Below are 21,154 nucleotides of genomic sequence, written 5' to 3' on the forward strand. Positions count from 1 at the left end.
GAATGCACCGGGCCTCAGCCCAGCTTCACCGCCGTGCCGCTGACAGCGACCATCATCATGCCGTTGGTCTCGCCCATGACTTCGTAGTCGAAATCGATGCCGATCACGCCGTTGGCGCCCAGCTCTTTCGCCGCCTCGATCAGTTCTTCCACCGCGGCATCGCGCGCGCCGGCCAGCGCGCGCTCGTAGCCACCCGCGCGTCCACCCACCACGTCGCGGACCGAAGAGAACATGTCGCGGAAGATGTTGGCGCCGATGATGGCTTCGCCATTGACCACGCCGAGGTACTGCTTCAGTTCGATGCCCGGTGGCGTGGTGGTGCTGAGGAAAAAGCCGTCGGTGGATTTCGAAAACCAGCCCATGTGAACTCCCGGTGGATGTGTGAGTGGGACGCACCCGCAGGTGCCTGCGGATTCATTGTGCCAGTGGCCACGGGCGCCCTCACCAGAGGGCAACCAGCTTCCCGCCCCGCAGCCCCCAGGCGTGTTGCGCCATGGCGCGCGCTTCCTGCTCGTCGTGGGTGACGAGGATGGCGGTCATGCCGGCCTCGGTGATGCGCTCGCGGAACTCGGTGCGCAGTTGCTCGCGCAGCGTGGCGTCGAGCGCGCTGAAGGGCTCGTCGAGCAACAGAGCGCGCGGTTGCGTGATGAGCGCACGCGCCAGCGCCACGCGCTGCTGTTCGCCGCCCGAGAGCGTCCAGACCTTGCCCGTCGCGTGTTCTGCGAGGCCGAAGCGCGCGAGCATGGCGCGGGCCCGCTCCCGCGCCTCGCCGCGGCGCACGCCCTGCTCCACCAGCCCGAAGGCCACGTTGTCCTGCACGTTGAGGTGCGGGAACAGCGCGAAGTCCTGGAACATGAGCGCGAAGCCGCGCCGCTCGGGCGGCAGGGCCGTGATCTCCACGCCGTCGAACCACACGCTGCCCGCCTCCGGCGCCTCCAGCCCGGCGACGATCTTCAGCAGCGTGCTCTTGCCGCTGCCCGAGGCGCCCAGCAGGGCCACGGTTTCACCCGCAGCCACGCGCAGGCCCACGCCGTCCAGCAGCGGACGGTGGTCCCATTGTTTACGGATGTCGCGCAGTTCAAGCATGGGGGGCATTGTCTCTGGGTCGACCTTCGAGCAGCGTGAACGCGGCCAGCGCCAGCCCCATCAGCACGCAGGCGAGCACCAGCGCGGCGTCCAGGTTGGCGGCGCCGGGGCGGCCCAGGTGCTGGTAGATCAGCGTCGTGAGCGTGGTCCATTCGGGCCGCGAGAGAAACAGCGTGACGGCGAACTCGCCCAGCGCGGTGGCGGCGGCGAAGGCCATGCCACGGCGCAGTGCGGGCGCCACCAGCGGCAGCGTGACCCGCAGGAACACGCGCCACGGCCGCGCGCCCAGCGTGGCCGCGGCCTGCGCGTAGCTCGCGGGCAGGCTGTCGAGCGCGGCGGTGAGCGACTTGGCCACGAAGGGATAGGCCAGCAAGGCGTAGGCCGAAACCAGCAGGGCCAGGCTGGCGGTCCAGTCCGGGTAGAGCAGCAGCAGGCCGAAGGCGACCGTGACCGGCGATACCACGAACGGCAGGAAGGCGGCGGCGCGCCAGGCCAGCGCCAGCGCACCGCGCGCTTCGCTGGCGTGGCGCTGCAGGCTGGCCAGGTCCAGCGCGCGCACCGCCAGCGCGTGGGTGAGCCCAAGCGCGGTGGCCAGGGTCAGCGCCATGGCGGTGAAACGCAGCGTGTTCCACAGGGCGGCGCGCGTGTCGGCTTCGAGCAGCACGGCCATGCCCTGCCCACCCAGCAGCGCCTGCGCCGCGTGCCACACGATGGCCAGCAACGGCGCCGCGCACACGACGAACAACACCAGCAGCGCGGCGCCCACCGCCGCCCATTGGCCCAGACCACGCGGACGCTGGCGTGCGATGGGCGATACGCGGCCGGGCGCCGCGAGCCGCTTTTCGATCCAGGCGTAGGCCAGCGCCACGGCGCCGGTCAGCAGCAGCATCCAGACCGCGAGCACGCTGGCCTGGCCCAGCGCCAGCTCGTGCGCCACCAGGGTGTAGATCTCGACCTCGACCGTGGCGTAGCGCTGCCCGCCCAGGATCAGCGCGAGGCCGAAGCCGGCGAAGCAATAGAGGAACACCAGACACAGCGCCGAGGCCAGCCAGGGCGCGATCGCCGGCCACTCCACGCGCCAGAAGGCGCGCCAGGGCGTGGCGCCCAGCGTGCGCGCGGCAGCCACGCGCGGCGCGCTCACCTGCTCCAGCGCGTCCACGCCGGCACGCACCACCACGCAGAGGTTGAAAAACAGGTTGCCGTAGAGCAGCAGCCAGGGCGTGTCCACCAGTTCGATGCCGGCCCCGGCCAGCGGCGCGCCAAGCAGGCCACGCGGCCCCCAGAGCGCCAGCACACCCAGCGCGGCCACCAGCGTGGGCACCACGAAGGGCAGCATCAACAGGCGCAGCACCAGCGAGCGGCCCCGGAATTCCAGCCGCGCCAGCACCCAGGCCACCGGCAGGCCCAGCGCCAGGGCCAGTGCGCAGGTGATCGCCGCCTGGGCCAGGGACCACAACACCCGCCAGCGCAGGAAGTCGTCCTGCCAGACGTCGAGCCAGCGCAGCGGCTCGTCACCCGACCATTCGCCCCCGCCCAGCCCTTCGACCAGCAGCCGCACCACCGGCGCCACCAGCAGCAGCGCCAGAAAGACCAGCGGCAGCGCGGGCAGCAGGTGGCGGGATCTCAATCCATGCATGAATGCACTGAACCCAGGCGCTCGGCCGGAGCACGGGCCCCCACCAGGGGGGAAGCCGCACAGCGGCGCAGGAGGGTCACTTCAAGACCACCTTGGTCCAGCGCTGCAGCCAGGCCTTGCCTTTGCTGTTCATGTCGGTGACACCCGGGTTGTCAAACGCGGTGGGTTCGCTCGCGTGTTGCTTCATCACCTCCACACGCGCGGCCCCAGCTTCGGCCGGGAACATCCACATCGTGGTCTGCAGCGCCTGCTGGGCCGGGGCCGAGCGCAGGAACTCGATGAACTTGCCGGCGGCGTCGCGCGCGGCCGGGTTGCCACCCTTGACCAGCGCCACCCCCTCGACCTGGCGGAACACACCGCCCTTGAAGAACAGGTTGGTGGTGGGTGAAACGCTGAGCTTTTCCTTGGCGTAGAACACCTCGGCCGCCGGGCTGCTGGCGTAGCTGACGACGATGGGCCGCGTGCCGCCGTTGCGCGTGAACTCGGTGTAATAGGCCTCGGTCCAGCCCTTGACCACCTTCACGCCGTTGGCGCGCATCTGGCCCCACCAGGTGAACGCCGCCTCTTCGCCCAGGCCGGCGATGGTGGCGAACACGAAGGCCTGGCCGGGGCTGGAGGTGGCCGGGTTCTGCACCACCAGCAGCTTGGCGTAGGCGGGCTTGGCCAGATCGTCGAGCGAGGTCGGCAGCGCCAGGCCCTTTTGGGCGAACCAGGCCTTGTCGATGTTGAGGTTCACGAAGCCGTAGTCCACCGGCACCACGCCCGAGACCACACCGGTCTGGTCGGCGCCCTCGGCCATGGCCGCGGCCGAGGCGCGCTGGGCGGCGGGGCCGGTGTAGGCGTCGAGCACCTTCGCGGCCACGGCGCGCGGCAGCAAGGTGTTGTCGATGCCGTAGACCACGTCGGCGATGGGCCGGGCCTTGGTGAGGATCAGCTTGTTGACCATCTCGCCGGCGTCACCGGCCTTGACGATCTGCAGCTTCACGCCCGCGTCTTTCTCGAACTGCGCCAGCAGCTCCTTGGGCAGGTCGAACGAGCTGTGGGTGAGCACACGCAGCGGCACCGCCTGCGCCCAGACCGTGGGCGATGCCCCCAGCGCCGCGAGGGAAACCGAAACCAGTACTGCCGAAAAAAAACGCCGTTGCATGGGAAGCCGCCTTGTCAAAAAGAACGCCAGGGAAAGCGTCTGACAGGGACAGCAACGCACACATCGGCGGCCGGCTGCTCACGCTCCCTACGCTGGCACGATCCAGATCAGGTGAGAGGGGTATTTCTCAGCCGTGGCCCGCTGTGCGGTGGGCCCGGCACCCCCGGTGAAGCTGCAAATTGTAGACCCCGCCCTGTGCTTCGCGCAGCCCTGTGTTACCGTGGCCTGGGCCCGCAACCACGGCGCGGCCCACCCGCGAGATTGCCTCCTCGGCCCCGCATGCCCCGTCCCTGGTTCCCATGGAAGCGCTGTGCCCGTTCGATCAGAACCGTTTCACACCGCCCACCCACCATGAAAAGAACACCGCATGCCCGGCTACGAAGTCCGACACCAGACGGTCACCATCGGCGGCCTGGAGTACGCCGTGCGCTCCCTGCTCGACAACCAGCAATACGCTGACCCGCACGGCAGTGCCGAAGACGCGGGCATGGGCGCTTCGGGCTGGCCGCTGTTTGGCCAGGTCTGGCCCTCGGCACGTGTGCTGGCGCTGGCCATGCACAGCCACGCCATCGAGGGCAAACGTATCCTGGAGATTGGCGCCGGCCTGGCGCTGGCCAGCCTGGTGATCCACCGCCGCGCGGGCGACGTGACCGTGACCGACTGGCACCCGCTGACCGAGGCCTTCCTGCACGAAAACCTGCTGGCCAACGGCCTGGGCCCGCTGCCCTACCAGCCGGGTAACTGGGCGCTGGACGATGCCAACGGCGCCAGCGGCCTGGGCCGCTTCGACCTCATCATCGGCAGCGACGTGCTCTACGAACGCCAGCAACCGGCCCAGCTCGCGCGCTTCATCGACCAGCACGCCCGCGCGGGCGCCGAAGTCATCATCGTGGACCCCGACCGCGGCAACCGCAGCGCCTTCTGCCGCGAGATGGCGGTGCTGGGTTACGGGCTGAACATGCAGGCCGCCGGCCGAACGCTGGAAACCGGCGAAGCCTACAAAGGGCGCTTCCTCACGTTCGCGCGCTGAAACCGCGGACAGGTGCCAAGCGCCGGGAGGCTGAGCCACCGGCCCACTGGCGCCCGCCCACAAAAAAGGCCCTGCAAGGGCCTTTTTTGTGGGACCGCCGCGGGGGCGATCGGTACGGGTCAGCCGCCCTTCTTCGAGCGCTTGCCCGGGTTTTTCTTGCTGCGCGTGGCCACGCCACGTTCCAGGCTGACACGTTGGCCACGGCCAGGGGTGGCCAGGGAGACGCCAGCAATGGGCTTGGGACGGGGGGTGGCTTTGCGGTCGGCTTCGGTGACGATTTTGTTGCCCATGTCGGATCCAGACAGAAATTGGTTGAAAACCCCTCTATTAGGCCACAGGCCGCGCGGGCGAGGCCAGCGGCGCCCCGCCCGCGCCAGGGGGCCAACGCCCTGGCGGCCCTCAGCCCGCCACGTCCACCATGTTCCAGGTGAACGCCGAGTCGGTGGACAGGGCCTCGGGGCGGTGCACCGGCATCAGCCAGCCGTTTTGCGGGTTCACCTGGGCCGAGATGTCGATGCGCGGCGCATGCGCCACCACGCCGCCGAAGATGGTGGCGAACGAGGCGTCGGCCGCGTCGCGCCCGGTGCCGATGCGCACGAAGCCCATGGGGATGGCGGTGCCCGAGGGGTCGAACAGGTACCAGCGGTGGCCGAGATAGACCTCGACGTAGGCGTGGAAGTCGGTCGGGCCCAGCGCCGGGTCGGCGCCAAAGTCGATCGCGGTGGTGAAACGCGCGGGAATGTTGAGCGCGCGGCACAGGGTGATCATGAGGTGCGCGAAATCGCGGCACACGCCCTTGTGGTCGTTGAGCGTGTCCAGCGCCGAGGTCATGGAGTTGCTGCTGTTCGACTCGAACCTGACCTGGCTCTGCACCCACTGCTTGATGGCCTCCACGCGGCGGTAGCCCTGCGGCAGCTGGCCAAACAGGTTGTTCGCCATGGCGGTCACGCAGTCCGACTGGCAATAGCGGCTGGGGTAGAGGTAGATCAGCGCCTCGGGGGGCAGCTGGGCTACCGGGGTTTCGAACACCGAGTCGGGCTGTGCCACGTGGTGCGTGATGTCGAGCGTGGCGCGGTAGCGCAGCTGCAGCGGGCCCGGCCCGGCGCTCAGGCGCAGCGTGCGGCTGCGGGTGGCCGGGTCGGTGTGCATGACCAGGGGCACGGGCTGGCTCACCTGGAGCTCTTCCCACACCACTTTCTGCTGGGGCGAATGGGCGGCCTGGACGTTGAAGATGAAATCGGCGGACGGCGGGTGGATCGCGTACTGCAGATCGATGGCGAGGTGGATGCGGACCATGGGGATCACCGTGAAAAAAAGAGGCTGTGGGCCCGGAAGCGGCCGCTGGCGCGCACGCGCCGCAAAACGGTGAATGTCGTCAGAAAAATGGAAAGACCATCTTACGCGCACGCAAGCTTCGGGCCATGTGCGCCAGCACACGCCGGGCACGGAACAAACCACCCCGGCGCAGGCTCAAAACCCGTGCAGCCGGGTTGTTTTCCTGCTGCAGGAGGTACATGCCATGAAACCCCTGAAACACTGGACCGACGCGGTCAACGCCGTCCTCGGCGTCTGGCTGGTGGTATCGCCCTGGCTGATGGGCTACCAGGACAGCTCCGCGGCCATGTGGAACGCGGTCATCGTCGGGATGGCGCTCGTCGCCGCTGCGCTGGGCGCGATCTTCGTGCCACGGGCCTGGGAAGAATGGACCGAGGGTGGTCTGGCGGTGTGGCTGGTCGCATCGCCCTGGCTGCTGGGGTTCGCCACCATGGAAGCCGCCATGCTCACGGCGGTGGTCACGGGCGTGGTGATCTTCGCGCTGGCGCTCTGGACCCTGACGACCGACAGCGAATACAACGACTGGTGGCACAAGGCCACCGGGCACTGAGCACCTGAACGGGGCGACCGGTCCCAAGCCAGCCGCCCCGGCGTGCAAAGCAAACACCCGCCGAGGGAGGGCGGATGGGATGGATTCGCGCATGCGCCAGCGCGCCTTGCCGTAAGCTCAAGGCCCGATGCGCGAACTGCTCACCACCTACTCCTGGCAGGAACTGCGCCACCACCCCTGGCGCAATGCGCTGGCGGTGCTGGCCGTGACGCTGGGCGTGGCGCTGGCCTTCGCGGTGCAGCTCATCAACGCCTCGGCGCTGGCCGAGTTCGCCGGTGCGGTGAGTTCGGTCAACGGCCAGCCCGACCTGAGCCTGCGCGCGCGCCAGGGCATGCTGTCCGACGAGCTGCTGGAGCGTGTGGCCGCACAGCCCGGCGTGGCGCTGGCCAGCCCGGTGCTGGAATTGCCGACGACCGCGCAGGCCCCGGGCGGCGGGCCGGTGGCGGTGAAGCTGGTGGGCGTGGACGCGCTCACGGTGGCCGGGGTGTCGCCCGCGCTGCTGCCCATGCCCCGGAACCCCACCGAAGCGGCCGACGGCGAGGGCAGCGCCCCACCCCGTCGGCTGGACATCTTCGCGCCCGACGCGGTGTTCCTCAACCCGGCCGCGCGCCAGGCCCTGGTGGCCGCGGGCGCGGCGCCCACACAGCTTCGAATCCAGAGCGGGCTGAGCCTGACCACCGTGCGGGTGGCCGGCAGCGTGAACGCGCCCGGCGCGCCCCTGCTGGTGATGGACGTGGCCGCCGCGCAGGCGCTGATGGGCCGGCTGGGCGCGCTCAGCCGCATCGACCTGCGGCTGGAGGCCGGCACCCGGCCCGAGGCCCTGCTGGACGCGCTGGCACTGCCCGCCACGGTGATCGCGCAGCGCCCCGAGCAGACCGGCGAGCGCGCCAGCAACCTCTCGCGCGCCTACCGCGTCAACCTCACGGTGCTGGCGCTGGTGGCGCTGTTCACCGGCGCGTTCCTGGTGTTCTCCGTGCTCTCGCTGTCGGTCGCGCGGCGCCAGCAGCAGTTCGCCCTGCTCGGTGTGCTGGGCCTGTCGGCCAACGAGCGGCTGCGCCTGGTGCTGACCGAATCGGCCCTGCTCGGTCTGCTGGGCAGCGTGCTTGGCGTGGCACTGGGCACGGCCCTGGCCGCGCTGGCGCTGCGCGTGCTCGGTGGTGATCTGGGCGGTGGTTATTTTTCCGGCGTGGCGCCGCCCCTGCAATGGAGCGCGCCGGCCGCCCTGCTCTACGGCGCCCTGGGTGTGGCGGCCGCGCTGGCGGGCGGCTGGTGGCCGGCGCGCGCCATGGCGCGCATGGCCCCGGCGCTCGCGCTCAAGGGGTTGGGCGGTGCCGGCTCGGGCGGCGCCAGACACCACGGCGGGGCGCTGGCCCTGATGGTGCTGGCCGCGGTGCTGGCCTGGGCGCCGCCGGTGGGGGGCGTGCCGCTGGCGGCCTATGTGTCGGTGGGCCTGTTGCTGGTGGGCGGCATCGCCGCGCTGCCGCTGGCCGTGGGCGCGCTGCTGCACCGGCTGGCGCCGCTGGTGGCGCGCCACGCCCTGCCGCTGCTGGCGGTGGAGCGCTCGCGGCGCCTGCGCGAAACCGCGGCCGTGGCCACCAGCGGCGTGGTCGCGAGCCTGGCGCTGTCGGTGGCGCTCACGGTGATGGTGGCGAGCTTTCGCGATTCGGTCACGCAGTGGCTCGACGGCGTGCTGCCCGCGCAGCTCTACGTGCGCGCGGGCAGCAGCAGCGTGGGCGAGGGCAACACCCTGCCGCCCGATTTCGTGCAGGCGGTGGGCGCGCTGCCCGGCGTGGCGCGGGTCGATCCGCTGCGCGCCACCCTGCTTCAGATGGACGCCGCGCGGCCCCCGGTGACGCTGCTGGCGCGCCCCCTGTCCGTGGGCGGCGCGCCCGGCGCGGGGCAGACACTGCCGCTGGTGGGCAACCCGCTGCCCCTGCCCGCGCTGGCTGCGGGCGAGACGGTGGTGCCGGTGTACGTGAGCGAGGCCATGCTCGACCTGCACGGCGCGCGCCCGGGCGGCTGGCTGCCCGCGCTGGCGCTGGCTTTTCCGGCGGAACGCGGCCGGAACACGCGCTTCTTCGTGGCCGGCGTCTGGCGCGACTACGCGCGCCAGCACGGCAGCGTGGTGATCGACCGCGTGCATTTCGTGCGCCTCTCGGGCGATGCGAGCGTGAACGATCTGGCGGTGCATCTGGCACCCGGTGCCGACGAGGAAGCGCTGCGCGAACGCATCCGCGAGCGCGCCGAAGCCCTGGGCGCGGGCGACCTGGTCGAATTCGCCTCGGCCGGCCAGATCCGCGCCGTGTCGCTGCGCATCTTCGACCGCAGCTTCGCCGTTACCTACTGGCTGCAGGCGGTGGCCATCGCCATCGGCCTGTTCGGCGTGGCTGCCAGCTTCAGCGCGCAGGTGCTGGCGCGGCGGCGCGAGTTCGGCCTGCTCGCGCACCTGGGCCTCACACGGGCGCAGATCCTGGGCGTGGTGGCGCTCGAAGGCCTGGCCTGGACGGTGCTGGGCGCGCTCGCCGGCCTCGCGCTGGGCCTGGCGGTGAGCGTGGTGCTGGTGCACGTGGTCAACCCGCAGAGCTTCCACTGGACCATGGACCTCGCCCTGCCCTGGGCGCGGCTGCTCGCGCTGTGCGCCGCCGTGGTGCTGGCCGGCACGGCCACGGCCTGGCTGGCCGGGCGCGCCGCCGCCAGCCGCGACGCGGTGCAGGCGGTGAAGGAAGACTGGTGAACCCCATGCAACGCCCCACCCCTTCACCGGCCGATGGCCCGGCGCGCCGCCGCCTGCTCCTGGCCGGCAGCGGCCTGCTGGCCGCGCCCTGGCTGGGCGACCCGGCGTGGGCCCAGGCCCCGGCGGCGCCACGGATGCTCAGCCCGCGCGCCCTCCGATTCCCGCGCGACCACGGCACGCACAACGACACCCGCACCGAGTGGTGGTACCTCACCGGCCACGCGCAGGACGCCGCCGGGCGCCCCTTCGGCTTTCAGGTCACGTTCTTCCGCAGCCGGGTCGATGCGGCGCAGCCGCTGCAGAGCCGGCTCGCGGCCCGGCAACTGCTGTTTGCCCACGCCGCCATCACCGACGTGCAGGGCGGCCGGCTCTGGCACGACCAGCGCATCGCGCGCTGGAACGGCCATGCCCCTGCCGACCCGGCGCGTGGCGTGTTCGCCCGCGAGCAAGACACCCAGGTGGTGCTGCGCGATTGGTTCATCGCGCGCCAGCCCGACGGCGGCTACGCCACGGCGATCGCGGGTGACGACATCCGCATCGAGCTCACCGCCACGCCCACCCAGGCCATCCTGCTGCAGGGCGATGCGGGCTTTTCGCGCAAAGGCCCGCAGCCCGAACAGGCCAGCTTCTACGTCAGCCACCCACAGCTCTCGGTACGCGGCAGACTGGCCCTGCGCGGGCAAGCGTTCGAGATCGTGCAGGGCCGCGCCTGGCTGGACCACGAGTGGAGCGAAGCCATCCTGCACCCCGAGGCCGTGGGCTGGGACTGGATCGGCATGAACCTGTTCAACGGCGACTGCCTCACCGCCTTCCAGCTGCGCCGCCAGGACGGCAGCCCGCTCTGGGCGGGCGGCTCGGTGCGCAGCGCCGCCAGCGCACACAGCCCGACCGACATCCAGCGCTTTCACCCCGACGATCTCGACTGGGCGCCGCAGCGTTTCTGGACCAGCCCGCGCACCCGCGCGCGCTACCCGATGGAGTGGCGCATCCGCACGCCGGCAGAGGTCTACACCGTCAAGGCCGTGATCGACCCGCAGGAACTCGACAGCCGCCAGGGCACCGGCACGGTGTACTGGGAAGGCCTGTCGGACCTGTTCAACAGCCACGGCCAGCGCGTGGGCCGGGGCTACCTGGAAATGACGGGCTACGCCCAGCGGCTGGTGCTTTGAACCGTTGGCTTCGTTCGCGGCTCCTCGCGGGCCAAGGCGTGCGCGGGCAGGCCGCAGCGCGCCTTGGCAGAAGAGATGTGGATTCGCCACCGGTGGAATACCCAGACACTTCTTTGCTGCGGCAGGCGCTGTCCGGTGGGGGCGATTTCTGGGGCGGCTGTGACCGCCAGCCTGGGGCCGGGCGCGCAAGTGCGCGCTTCGTTTCTGACTCGCGGCCATTGTTTGAGCGGAGAGAGCGCAGCGAACGCAGCGAGTTTGGCCGCGCCGGCCCCAGGCTGGTGGGCGCAGCGGAGTCGGCGCTTCAGCGCCGACCACCCCAGTATGAGCCCCCGCCGGACAGCGCCTGCCGCAGCGCGCGAGGTGCGAACACCTGAGAGAAGGTGCCCGCTCACGCCAGACGGTAGAAAGAAAGGATCAATACCTCACCGGTTGGCCATCCGTGATGATCGTCCCCGGGTACAGCAGCACGGTCTCGCCCTCGCGCAGGCCGTCCTTGACCCAGGCCACCTCGGTGTTGCGGTCGTGGAAGGCCACCGGCCGGGCGCGCGCCTTGCCGGCTTCGACCACGAACACGCGCCACTGATCACCGTCGCGCACCAGCGCCGCGGTGGGCACCAGCAGCACGCCCGCCTGAGACGACACGGTGATGCGCGCATCGACGCGAAAACCGTCGCCCAGGCGCTGCGCCTCGGTGGGCGCGGAGGCCAGGCCCACGACCACGTTCACCCGCTGTTCCTCGATGCCCAGGGCCGACACCTTGGTGAAGGCCACCGGCTCGACGCGGGTAACCCGCCCGGCCAGGGCCGGCGCACCGCTGCCGGTGGACAGCTGCACCGGCGCGCCGGGCTGGATCTGTTGCACTTCGCCCGAGAGCACGTCGATCACCGCCTCCATGGCTGCGGTGTCGCCGATCTCCAGCAGCGACTGGCCCGCGGTCACCGCGACCGCGCTGTCCTGGTGCAGCTTGAGCACCTGCCCGTCGACCGGGCTCTTGAGCGACCACAGGCCCGTCGATTTCGCGCCGGCCGCGGGCTCCGAGCGGCTCAGGGCCGCGCGGGCCTCGGCCGCGGCGAAATCGGCGGCGCTCTGCTCGGCGCGCGCGGCGTTGAGCGCCTGTTGCGCGGCCTGGCGCGCCAGCACGGCCTGGTCGCGCGCCGAGGGGGCGATGAAGTTGTCGCGCGCCAGCTTGTCGGCCCGCTCGGCCTCCAGCGTGGCCTGGGCCAGTGCGGTCTGCAGGCGCTGGGCCTGCGCGGCGGCGGCGCGGCGCGCGGCTTCGGCGCTGCCCACGCGCTGCTGCAGCACGGTGCGCGTGCGCGCGTCGATCATCTGCGGCGCCACCGGCTCCAGCGTGGCCACCACGTCGCCGGCCTTCACCGCGTCGCCCACCTTCAGCGTGGGCCGCAGCAGGGTGGCCGGCGTGGGCGCGGTGATCAGGTAGCGGTTTTTCAGGCGCAGCACGCCGTCTTCCTCGATGGCCTGCTCGAAGGTGCCGGTGGCCACGGTGGCCACTTCCACCGTAAGCGGTCGCGGCCGGTAGGCGGCGTAGACCAGTGCGGCGGCGCCCGCCACGAGCAGCCCGCCCACCACCCAGCGGCGAACCGGTTTCCAGGATTTCTTCTCGTTCATTCGCGTACCTTCAACACAGAAACCAGGTCCAGCCGGTCAATCTGCCGGCGCACCAGCAGCGCGCTGGCGATGCCGGCGGCGAGCACGATCAGCGCCGCCGACGCGTAGGTCGAGGGCTCGATGATCACCGGAAAGTCGATGCTGTCGGACGACATCAGCCGCATCATCAGCGTGGCCAGCCCCCAGCCCGTCAAGGCCCCGATGGGCAGCGCCACCAGCAGCTCGGCGCCGAGCTCGGCCAGCAGCAGCACCGACACCTCGGCCCGCGTCATGCCCAGCACGCGCAGGCTCGCCAGCTCCCAGGCGCGCTCGGAGAGCGAGATGCGCGCCGCGTTGTAGATGATGCCCACGGCCATGGCCACCGCGAACAGCGTGAGGATGCCGCTGAAGACGCCCATGTTGCGCGAGGTGGTCTCGTTGAACGCAGCCATCGAGCCGGCCTTGTCGAACACCGCGTTGATCCCCGGCGCAGCCTTCACCGCGACCCAGAACGCGTCCATGGCCCGCGGGTCCACCTGCAGCGCCGCGTCGGCCACGCCGTCGCCGTCGCGCGCCAGGGTGTTCATCGCCTCCAGGTTCATGTAGAGCAGTTGGCCGAACATGCTCTGCACGATGTCGACCACCTCCACCCGCACCTGGGTGCGGTTCCAGAGCCGGAACTCCATGTCGATGCGGTCGCCCACGCGGGCATCGAGCTCGCGCGCGAGCAACGCCGAGAGCACCACGCCCTGCGCCGGCATCGCCACCGCGCCGCGCCGGTCGTCCACCACGCGCATCAGCCGCGCGTCGCTGCGGTAGCCGGTGAGCGCGGTGTCCACGCTGCGCCCCCGCAGCCGCACGCGCACCGGCTCGGTGCGGTAGGGCTCGGCGTCGATCACGCCGGGCAGGCGTTTGAGGTCGCGCGCCACGCTCACCGGCACCGGGCGGTGGAAATTGACCAACACGTCGCCCTGCTGCACCTGGCGGAACTGCACGTCCACGATGTGCGCGATGGCGTCGATCCAGAACGCGCCCGAAATCTGCAGCGCCACCGCCAGCGCGATGCCGGTCACGGTGAAGGCCGCGCGCAGCGGGCGGCGCTCGAAGTTGCGGATCACCATCATCGCGCCGGTGCTGACAAAACGGCGCAGGCCCAGGCGCTCCACCAGCGTGGGCTGGTAGGCGGGCGGCGCGGGCGGTTGCATGGCCTGCGCGGGCCGCAGCCGCACCACCGCGTGGATCGCCGTCCAGGTGCCCAGCGCGGCCGCGCCGCCGGCCAGCAGCGCCGAGACCCCGACCAGCCAGGGCCGGGTCACATAGGCCAGCCGGTTGAAGCGGAACACCTCGTCGTACAGGCTGAGCATGCCCTGGCCGATCAGCACGCTCAGGCCCAGCCCGGCCAGCACGCCGAGCCCGGCGATGGCGAAAGCGAGCTGGATGTAGTGCCAGGCGATCGCGCCGTCGCTGTAGCCCAGCGCCTTGAGCGCGGCGATCTGGCTGCGCTGCGTGGCCACCTGGCGGCTGAGCACCACGTTGAGGATGAACATGGCCACCATGAGAAAGATCGACGGCAGCACGGTGCCCATCACCTTGAGCTGGGCCAGCTCGTCTTCCACGATCTTGGCCGAGAGCTGCTTGTCGCGGCCCACGGCGCCGATCGCGCCAAAGGGTTCGAGCAGGCGATCCACCTGGGCCAGCACGGGCGCCGCCACCACGCCCGCGTCCAGCCGCAGCGCGGCCTGGTTGAACGCGCCCTGCATGTCGAAGGCCTGGACCATGCGGTCGCCATCGATCCACCAGATGCCGAACGACTGGTCGTCGGGCGCGCCGCCCTGCGAGGCGAACACGTATTCGGGCGAGGCCACCGTGCCCACCAGGTGCACCCGCTCGCGTTTGCCGTTGAGGATGGCGTGCACGGTGTCGCCGGGGTTCAGGCTGCGCGCCACGGCGAAACGGTCGCTCACCAACGCCTCCAGCGCGCCGTCGCGCTCGGGCCAGCGCCCGCGCTTGAGCGTGAGCGCGTTCAAGCCCTGGCGGCCGGCGTGCGCGCGGGCCAGGTCCAACCCGATGAAGCGCCCGGTCACGGGCGGGGCCACGCCGGGCAGGTCGATCTGGGCGTCGAACACCACGTCGAGCTTGACCTCGGCCACGCCGTCGAGCGCGGCCAGCCGCTCGCGCAGGTGCACCGGCGCGCGCTTGACGCTGGCGAACACGTCGGCCAGGCGGTTGTCGCGGTAGAAGGCGTCGCGCGAGCCCTTGAGCGACTCGTGCACCGAGAACATGCCCACGAAACCGGCCACACCGATCGCCACCACCACCGCGATGGTGAACACCTGCGCGCGCAGGCGCTGGAGGTCGCGCCAGAGCTTGATGTGGATGGCCTTCATGGCGCGTTCACCAGCTCAGGCCCGCCGCCGCCACCTTGTGCGTGTTGACGCGGGTCTCGACGATGCGCCCGTCGGCCAGGCGCAGCACGCGGTCGGCCATCTCGGCGATGGGCGCGTTGTGCGTGATCACGATGGTGGTGGTGCCCAGTTCGCGGTTCACGTGTTCGATGGCCTGCAGCACCATCACGCCGGTGGCGCAGTCGAGCGCGCCCGTGGGCTCGTCGCACAGCAGCACCTGGGGGTTCTTGGCGATGGCGCGCGCGATCGCCACGCGTTGCTGCTCGCCGCCCGAGAGCTGCGACACGAAGTGGTTCAAACGCTCGCCCAGGCCCACCAGCGCCAGCGCGTCTTCGGGTTTCATGGGGTCTTCGGCGAGGTCGGTCACCAGCGCCACGTTCTCGCGCGCGGTCAGACTGGGGATCAGGTTGTAGAACTGGAACACGAAGCCCACGTGTTCGCGCCGGTAGCGTGTGAGCTCGGCGTCGTCGGCGCCGATGAGTTCGTGCGTCTCGCCCGCGTGGGTCCATTGGGCCGTGCCGCTGGTGGCCGTGTCCAGGCCACCGAGGATGTTGAGCAGGGTGGACTTGCCGCTGCCCGAGGCGCCCAGCAGCACCACGAATTCGCCGCGCACGATGTCCAGATCGACCCCACGCAGCGCGTGCACCGCGGTCGCGCCCTCGCCATAGACCTTGGTCAGGCCGCGGGCCTGGAACACGGATTCGGTGCGGGCGATGGGAGCATCCATGGGTTCGGGTGTGGCAGCGGTTCCAGGGCCTCGCGGACGCGCGACCCGTGGACAGTATTGCAGCAATGCCGCTTCCGGCCCTGACTTGTATCAAGCGCCCGCCAGACACCACGCACGCACCCCGGGGCCGCGCGGCCCGGGGTGCCCACCACAGCGCTATTCCCAGAGCTGCTTCACACGCGCGTCACGCCCGCAGGACAGGCGGTAGTAGTTGTAGCGCACCGGGTTCTTCTTGTAATAGTCCTGGTGGTAGTCCTCGGCCAGGTAGAACGCGCTGGCCGGCGCCAGCTCGGTGTGGATGGTCTTGAAGCGCCCGCTTTTCAGCAGCGCGTCGCGACTGGCCTGGGCCACCTGGCGCTCGGCCTCGTTGCCCCAGTAGATGCCGCTGCGGTACTGGCTGCCCACGTCGCAGAACTGCCGGTCTTTCACGGTGGGGTCGATGTGGCGCCAGAAGTACTCGACCAGCTGCGCATAGCTCACCTGGGCCGGGTCGTAGACCACGCGCACGGCCTCGGTGTGGCCGGTGCGGCCCGCGCTGACCTGTTCGTAGCTGGGGTTGGCGGTGTTGCCGGCGGTGTAGCCGGACTCGACCTCCACCACCCCGGGCAGCTTTTCAAAGTCCTTCTCGATGCACCAGAAGCAGCCGCCGGCAAAGACCGCCGTGGCGGTGGCCGCCTGGGCCGCGGCCGCGGCGGTGGCCAGCAACGCGGCCAGCGCCAGCAAACGTGGGGTCTTCATCATGGTCAGGTCCTCAGTGGGGGCAAGGCCTGGCCCTGGGGCACGAAGGCCAGGGCCAGGCCGTTGTTGCAATAGCGTTTGCCGGTGGGTGGGGGGCCGTCGCTGAACACGTGGCCCTGATGCCCGCCGCAGCGCGCGCAGTGGTATTCGGTGCGCGGGACGATCAGCTTGAAGTCGGTCTGGGTGCCCACGGCCTCGGGCAGCGGCTGCCAGAAGCTGGGCCAGCCGGTGCCGCTCTCGTATTTGTGGGCGGCGTCGAACAGCGGCAGGTGGCAGGCCGCGCACACATAGGTGCCCGGGCGCTTTTCGGCGTTGAGCGGGCTGCTGCCGGCGCGCTCGGTGCCGTGCTCGAACAGCACGGCGTAGGCCGCGGGCGAGACGAGCTTTTTCCACTCAGCCTCGGTCTTCTTCAGCGCAGCGGGGGGTGCGGCCCGCGCGCTGGCGGGCAGCGCCGCAGCGGCGCACCAGCCGGTCAGGCGCTTCAACAGGTCTCTGCGTTCCATGGCAGTCTCCATTGTTTCGATACCGTGAGTCGGACCTGGCGTAGGAACCTTACAGCGAATGAAAAGGCCCCACCCCGGTCCGGTCCGGTGCGCTGGCGCCGCGCGTTGCACCTCGCGACTGCGGCAGGCGCTGTCCGGCGGGGGCTCATACTGGGGCGGTCGGCGCTTTGCGCCGACTCCGCTGTGCCCACCAGCCTGGGGCCGGCGCGCCCAAACTCGCTGCGTTCGCTGCGCTCTCTACGCTCAGACAATGGCCGCGAGTCAGAAACGAAGCGCGCACCTGCGCGCCCGGCCCCAGGCTGGCGGTCACAGCCGCCCCAGAAATCGCCCCCACCGGACAGCGCCTGCCGCAGCAAAGAAGTGACGTGGCGCTCCAACGGTGGTGAACCCACCCCTTTGTTGCCAAGGCCTGCCCGCCTTGGCCACGAGGTGCTGCGCTCACCGCAGCCGCGAGGTGCCACCCGATAGACAGCGCCCACCAGGCACAGGAAGAAAACGCCCCTGAAAGGCGTGAACCCTAGTGTTTGTGGCCCGTCAGCTCCGTGTGGAGCAGCTTGTCGGCGGCGTAGCAGCTGCAGGCCTGCTCCTCCAGCGCCGCGCGGTTGAGCACCGTCAGTTCGCCCCGGTGGTAGGCGATGAAACCGCTGTGCTGGAACTCGCCGGCGGCCACCGTCACGCCCACGCGTCGCACACCGAGCATCAGGGCCATGAACTCCTGCGTGACGTGAAAGCTGTCGGCCTGGGCGCGGTCCTGGCTCATCAGCAGCCAGCGCGCCAGGCGCGGGCCGATCTCGTGGAACCGCTCGCAGGCCGAGGCCAGCGTCTGCTGGTGCAGCCGCACCAGCAGGCTGGTCTGCAGCACCTGCAGCAGCGCCGGGCTGCTCGCCAGCTCCGCGCGCAGGGCCTCGGCGCCGATGCGCCAGCTGTTGCCCGCGCCCTGCACCAGGGCGCGCCACGGCGTCTTCGCCAGCCCCAGCACCAGCTCCGAACCGAGCATGGCCTCGCGCCCCACCATGCCCACCTCCAGCGCCGGGTAGTGGTCCACGTCGATCACCAGCGAGATGAAGCCTTCCAGCGGAAAGTAGGCGTGGCTCAGCGGCTCGCCGCGCACGCTGAGCTCGGCGGACAACACCAGCTCGAAGGGTTCGCACTGGTCGATCAGATGCCGTCGCGCCGCGTTCGGCAGCTGTTGCAGCAGGAGGTTGTCGGCATGTGCCATGAATGTGGGGTGTCCTTGGTGGTTCGGCGCCAGCCGAAAGGGATGGCGTCATGGAATCCGCCCCGGACAACGTGCCCGCGGTGAACCGAAAAACAGTGTGTGCGCCGCGAACGGGCTTGACTGTCTGCCAGCGCACACAAGGGCTTTTCGGGCCGGCACTGTGGCGATTGCGCACATGTATTCCAGCGCACGGACGCTGTGCACACCACGCCCTAAAAACGGGGGGTGCACTCCGCGCAAATGCGTCTCTGACGCGAGAAAGACCTCCATGAAATCAACGTCCGTCCTCCACCTGCTCGGCCTCGCCGGCATGGCCACCTTCCTGGCATCGTCGGCGTACGCGCAGGACACCAGCCACTTCTACGGCGGTGGCTCGGTGGGCCAGTCGCGCACGGAGCTCGACGCCCCGCGCACCACCGGCATCCTGCTGCCTGGCGTCAACACCTCGGGCACCGCCAGCGACGAGAAGGACACCGCTTTCAAGATCTTTGGCGGCTACCAGTTCAACCGCAACCTCGCCATCGAGGGTGGCTATTTCGACCTGGGCAAGAACCGCTTCACCACCAACACCGCGCCCTTCGGCACGCTGTCCGGTGAAACCCGGGTCCATGGCATGAACCTGGATCTGGTGGGCACCATGCCGCTGACCGAGCGCTTCTCGGCCCTGGCCCGCGTGGGCGCGCAACACGCCTGGTCCGAAGACCGCTTCAGCGGCACCGGTGCGGGCGCGGGCATCTCCTCGCGCAGCAAACACAACGACACCAACTACAAGGTCGGCCTGGGCGTGCAATACGAGATGTCGTCCTCGGTGTGGGTCCGCGGCGAGTTGGAGCGCTACCGCCTGAAGAACGCCACCGGCCACCGCACCAACGCCGACGTCGTCTCGGTCAGCCTGGTGTTCCCGTTCGGCCGTGCGCCCGCTGCTCAGGTGGCCGCGGCCCCGGTCTATGTGGCGCCCGCCCCGATGCCGGCACCGGTGGCGGCGGCCCCCATGCCCGCCCCCGTGGCGGTGGCCCCCGCGCCCCAGCGCGTGAGCTTCTCGGCCGACACGCTGTTCGGCTTTGACAAGGCCACCGTGCGGCCCGAAGGCAAGGCCGAACTGGACAAGTTCAGCAACCAGCTCGGCGGCACCCGCTACCAGTCGATCAGCGTCGAAGGCCACACCGACCGCCTGGGCTCCACCGCCTACAACCAGACCCTGTCCGACGAGCGGGCCGCCTCGGTCAAGAACTACCTCGTGAGCAACGGCAAGGTGGACCCGGCCTTGATCAGCGCCGTGGGCAAGAGCGAGAGCCAGCCCGTGACCGCCGCGGGCGATTGTTCCGACAAACAGTCGCGCGCCCAGTTGATCAACTGCCTGCAGCCCGACCGCCGCGTGGAAGTGGAAGTCAACGGCACCCGTTGAGCCTCTGACCTCCTGAGCGCCTGCCGTGCCCTGTGGGGCAGCAGCAGGCGCAAAGGCCAAAGCCCGCCGCCAGCGATACCGCTGGGGGCGGGCTTTCTCTTGGGCTCTGGCTTTGTGAGGCGCGAGCGGCGAAACGGCTCAGGCGCTGACGCTGACGGGCCTCACGCCAGCGTCAAGCGGCAGTCCACCGGCCAGCCTGGCGCCGGCACCGCGGGGGCCTGCGGCAGGCCGACCAGGGTGAGGTCCTGCTGTTGCTGCGCGCGGCGCCAGCGGGCCATCTGCTCGCCCAGCGCGGCGGTGTCCAACCCCACCACGCGCACCTCCACGAACAGCACCGCCCGGGCCTCTTCGATGCGCGCGAGCACGCAGTCGCCGAGGTCGATCACGGTGCCGTCGTAGGCGGGGTCGGCGGGGTCCATCTCGTCGAGCCGCGCGATCAGGTGGCGCAGCGGGGTGTGGTCCCACAGCGCGGCCTGGGCACGGACATTGCAGCCCAGCACCGGGCGCACCACCGGGTAGAAGATCTCTTCCTCGATCTGCGCGTTCAGGCTCAGCGCGTCGCACAGCCGGTCCACGATCTCGGCCTTGCGCGCGGGGGCACAGCCTTCCACCAGACGCAGGCCGTCGTATTCGCGCAGCAGCTTTCGGATCACCTCGTAGTCCAGCCGCAACTGGTCGAGGGCGTCGCGGGCGCGCAAGCCGGCTTTGGGCCGCATCGGTGGCTCCAGGGCCGCCGCGCTCAAGCGGGCCGCGGGGGCGGCATGCCCGGCGTGGCCGGCGGCGTGTCGGTGGTGGTGGGCGGGTGCACCGGCCGAAGCGGGTGCCCTGTGGGCGGCGTGCCTTCGCCGGTCACGGCGTTGTCCGGTGGCTGGGGCGCGAGCGGTTGGGGCGTGGTGACTTTGTTGGCGAGTTCGATCATGGCAAGTTCCTGGCACTGGAGTTGCGCACAACGCGCCCATCCGTGTGTCTTTGTAAAGGTTGCCACCCGGCAGCGTCTGTGCGACACCGCACGAACCCGGCGCCCCTGCTCACACCGCGATGCGGTGAGGCAGCAGCCGGTCGTACTCGTTCTTGACCACGGCATAACACTCGCAGACGCGTTCTTCGAGCGCGTCGCGGTCAAGCACCGTGATGTGCCCGCGGGCGTAGCGGATCATGCCCAGCTTCTGCAGCTTGAGCGCCGCTTCGGTCACGCCCTCGCGGCGCACGCCGAGCATGTTGGCGATCAGTTCCTGCGTCATCACCAGCTCGTTGCCGCTCAGGCGGTCCAGGCTCAGCAACAGCCAGCGGCACAGCTGCTGGTCCAGCGAGTGGTGGCGGTTGCACACCGCCGTCTGCGCCATCTGGGTGATGAGCGCCTGGGTGTAGCGCAGCAGCAGGTGCAGCACCGGCCCGGAGCGGTTGAACTCGTCCTTGATGTCGGCCGCGCGCAGGCGGTAGCCCTTGCCCGCGCTCTGCACCACGGCGCGGCTGGGTGTGGTCTCGCCACCCATGAAGAGCGCAATGCCCACCAGCCCCTCCCTGCCCACCACCGCGATTTCGGCAGAGGCGCCGTTTTCCATCACGTACAGCAGCGAGACGATGGCGTTGGTGGGGAAGTACACGTGGCTCATCTTGCTGCCCGACTCGTACAGCACCAGGCCCAGCGGCAGGTCCACCGCCTCCAGCAGGGGCGCCACGCGTTGCCACTCGGGCGCGGGCATCGAGGCCAGCAAGTCATTGGCCGACTGGTCCGGTGCAGTGTCCATTGTTCGTAGTCCCCTGGTGTGGTTGTGTTCGTCGCCCACCCGCCCGGCGGGAGAGCCGGGCAGCGTAGTGTGTCCGGTAGCGTACAGACAAACAGGGGCCCTGTCTGTACGCTGACG

General features: G+C 70.5%; 20 protein-coding genes and 1 riboswitch. Of the genes, 5 read left to right on the plus strand and 15 right to left on the minus strand.

All coding sequences use genetic code 11. The features are described 5' to 3' along the window. Positions 1 to 14: 14 nt before the first annotated feature. The 4 genes from AC07YZ_RS22215 to AC07YZ_RS22230 all read right to left on the minus strand — a co-directional run bounded on the left by AC07YZ_RS22215 (position 15) and on the right by AC07YZ_RS22230 (position 3,869). Positions 15 to 362, minus strand: a complete 348-nt coding sequence (locus tag AC07YZ_RS22215; RefSeq protein ID WP_226492368.1) for a heavy metal-binding domain-containing protein — start codon at positions 360 to 362, stop codon at positions 15 to 17. A gap of 79 nt (positions 363 to 441) precedes the next feature. Next, complete coding sequence (locus AC07YZ_RS22220; RefSeq protein WP_494796385.1) at positions 442 to 1,086, minus strand: ABC transporter ATP-binding protein; 645 nt, start codon at positions 1,084 to 1,086, stop codon at positions 442 to 444. Then, on the minus strand, positions 1,079 to 2,722 hold the full coding sequence (locus AC07YZ_RS22225) for an ABC transporter permease (protein WP_494796386.1): 1,644 nt from the start codon (positions 2,720 to 2,722) through the stop codon (positions 1,079 to 1,081). Before AC07YZ_RS22225 ends, AC07YZ_RS22220 begins: the two co-directional genes overlap by 8 nt. 76 nt (positions 2,723 to 2,798) lie before the next feature. Continuing rightward, a complete protein-coding gene (locus AC07YZ_RS22230) occupies positions 2,799 to 3,869 on the minus strand; it encodes a thiamine ABC transporter substrate-binding protein (RefSeq protein WP_494796387.1) in 1,071 nt (356 codons plus the stop codon). A 66-nt stretch (positions 3,870 to 3,935) separates the two neighbouring features. Then, positions 3,936 to 4,044, minus strand: a riboswitch (TPP riboswitch). A gap of 192 nt (positions 4,045 to 4,236) precedes the next feature. Here AC07YZ_RS22230 and AC07YZ_RS22235 point away from each other — a divergent pair. Next, complete coding sequence (locus AC07YZ_RS22235) at positions 4,237 to 4,899, plus strand: class I SAM-dependent methyltransferase (RefSeq protein WP_494796388.1); 663 nt, start codon at positions 4,237 to 4,239, stop codon at positions 4,897 to 4,899. A 119-nt stretch (positions 4,900 to 5,018) separates the two neighbouring features. Here AC07YZ_RS22235 and AC07YZ_RS22240 read toward each other — a convergent pair whose 3' ends face one another. Together AC07YZ_RS22240 and AC07YZ_RS22245 are read right to left on the minus strand one after the other, a co-directional pair. Continuing rightward, on the minus strand, positions 5,019 to 5,189 hold the full coding sequence (locus AC07YZ_RS22240; RefSeq protein WP_226492363.1) for a hypothetical protein: 171 nt from the start codon (positions 5,187 to 5,189) through the stop codon (positions 5,019 to 5,021). 109 nt (positions 5,190 to 5,298) lie between these two features. Then, complete coding sequence (locus AC07YZ_RS22245; RefSeq protein WP_494796389.1) at positions 5,299 to 6,195, minus strand: transglutaminase-like domain-containing protein; 897 nt, start codon at positions 6,193 to 6,195, stop codon at positions 5,299 to 5,301. Positions 6,196 to 6,418: 223 nt separating this feature from the next. Here AC07YZ_RS22245 and AC07YZ_RS22250 point away from each other — a divergent pair, with 223 nt between their 5' ends. From AC07YZ_RS22250 to AC07YZ_RS22260, 3 genes are all read left to right on the plus strand, one after another. Then, positions 6,419 to 6,784 (plus strand): SPW repeat protein, encoded by a 366-nt coding sequence (locus AC07YZ_RS22250; protein WP_494796390.1) that lies wholly within the window; start codon positions 6,419 to 6,421, stop codon positions 6,782 to 6,784. A gap of 127 nt (positions 6,785 to 6,911) precedes the next feature. Beyond that, positions 6,912 to 9,518 carry an ABC transporter permease gene (locus AC07YZ_RS22255; RefSeq protein WP_494796391.1) on the plus strand — a complete coding sequence of 869 codons (2,607 nt, stop codon included), beginning with the start codon at positions 6,912 to 6,914 and terminating at the stop codon, positions 9,516 to 9,518. Between the two features lie 5 nt (positions 9,519 to 9,523). Beyond that, complete coding sequence (locus AC07YZ_RS22260) at positions 9,524 to 10,687, plus strand: lipocalin-like domain-containing protein (RefSeq protein WP_494796392.1); 1,164 nt, start codon at positions 9,524 to 9,526, stop codon at positions 10,685 to 10,687. A 414-nt stretch (positions 10,688 to 11,101) separates the two neighbouring features. Here the strand turns inward: AC07YZ_RS22260 and AC07YZ_RS22265 are convergent, their stop codons facing one another. The 6 genes from AC07YZ_RS22265 to AC07YZ_RS22290 all read right to left on the minus strand — a co-directional run bounded on the left by AC07YZ_RS22265 (position 11,102) and on the right by AC07YZ_RS22290 (position 17,884). Continuing rightward, the gene (locus AC07YZ_RS22265) at positions 11,102 to 12,313 is read right to left on the minus strand and encodes an efflux RND transporter periplasmic adaptor subunit (RefSeq protein ID WP_494796393.1); all 1,212 of its coding nucleotides are present in this window, start codon (positions 12,311 to 12,313) and stop codon (positions 11,102 to 11,104) included. Next, the gene (locus tag AC07YZ_RS22270) at positions 12,310 to 14,679 is read right to left on the minus strand and encodes an ABC transporter permease (protein ID WP_494796394.1); all 2,370 of its coding nucleotides are present in this window, start codon (positions 14,677 to 14,679) and stop codon (positions 12,310 to 12,312) included. The genes AC07YZ_RS22265 and AC07YZ_RS22270 overlap by 4 nt, the downstream gene beginning before the upstream one ends. 7 nt (positions 14,680 to 14,686) lie before the next feature. Continuing rightward, on the minus strand, positions 14,687 to 15,424 hold the full coding sequence (locus tag AC07YZ_RS22275) for an ABC transporter ATP-binding protein (RefSeq protein WP_226492347.1): 738 nt from the start codon (positions 15,422 to 15,424) through the stop codon (positions 14,687 to 14,689). A 156-nt stretch (positions 15,425 to 15,580) separates the two neighbouring features. Beyond that, positions 15,581 to 16,165, minus strand: a complete 585-nt coding sequence (gene msrA, locus AC07YZ_RS22280) for a peptide-methionine (S)-S-oxide reductase MsrA (RefSeq protein ID WP_494796395.1) — start codon at positions 16,163 to 16,165, stop codon at positions 15,581 to 15,583. 2 nt (positions 16,166 to 16,167) lie between these two features. Next, complete coding sequence (gene msrB, locus AC07YZ_RS22285; protein WP_494796396.1) at positions 16,168 to 16,665, minus strand: peptide-methionine (R)-S-oxide reductase MsrB; 498 nt, start codon at positions 16,663 to 16,665, stop codon at positions 16,168 to 16,170. Between the two features lie 517 nt (positions 16,666 to 17,182). Beyond that, positions 17,183 to 17,884 (minus strand): Crp/Fnr family transcriptional regulator, encoded by a 702-nt coding sequence (locus AC07YZ_RS22290; RefSeq protein WP_494796397.1) that lies wholly within the window; start codon positions 17,882 to 17,884, stop codon positions 17,183 to 17,185. 268 nt (positions 17,885 to 18,152) lie between these two features. Here AC07YZ_RS22290 and AC07YZ_RS22295 point away from each other — a divergent pair, with 268 nt between their 5' ends. After that, a complete protein-coding gene (locus tag AC07YZ_RS22295) occupies positions 18,153 to 19,289 on the plus strand; it encodes an OmpA family protein (protein ID WP_494796398.1) in 1,137 nt (378 codons plus the stop codon). A 161-nt stretch (positions 19,290 to 19,450) separates the two neighbouring features. On the opposite strand, the gene AC07YZ_RS22300 is transcribed toward AC07YZ_RS22295, so the two are convergent. The 3 genes from AC07YZ_RS22300 to AC07YZ_RS22310 all read right to left on the minus strand — a co-directional run bounded on the left by AC07YZ_RS22300 (position 19,451) and on the right by AC07YZ_RS22310 (position 21,037). After that, positions 19,451 to 20,005 (minus strand): hemerythrin domain-containing protein, encoded by a 555-nt coding sequence (locus tag AC07YZ_RS22300; protein ID WP_494796399.1) that lies wholly within the window; start codon positions 20,003 to 20,005, stop codon positions 19,451 to 19,453. A 23-nt stretch (positions 20,006 to 20,028) separates the two neighbouring features. Continuing rightward, entirely contained in the window at positions 20,029 to 20,208 is a 180-nt protein-coding gene (locus tag AC07YZ_RS22305) for a hypothetical protein (protein ID WP_494796400.1), read from the minus strand. Positions 20,209 to 20,317: 109 nt separating this feature from the next. Continuing rightward, on the minus strand, positions 20,318 to 21,037 hold the full coding sequence (locus AC07YZ_RS22310) for a Crp/Fnr family transcriptional regulator (protein ID WP_494796401.1): 720 nt from the start codon (positions 21,035 to 21,037) through the stop codon (positions 20,318 to 20,320). Positions 21,038 to 21,154: the final 117 nt, after the last annotated feature.

Source organism: Hydrogenophaga sp. GW101-3F08 (assembly GCF_059424585.1).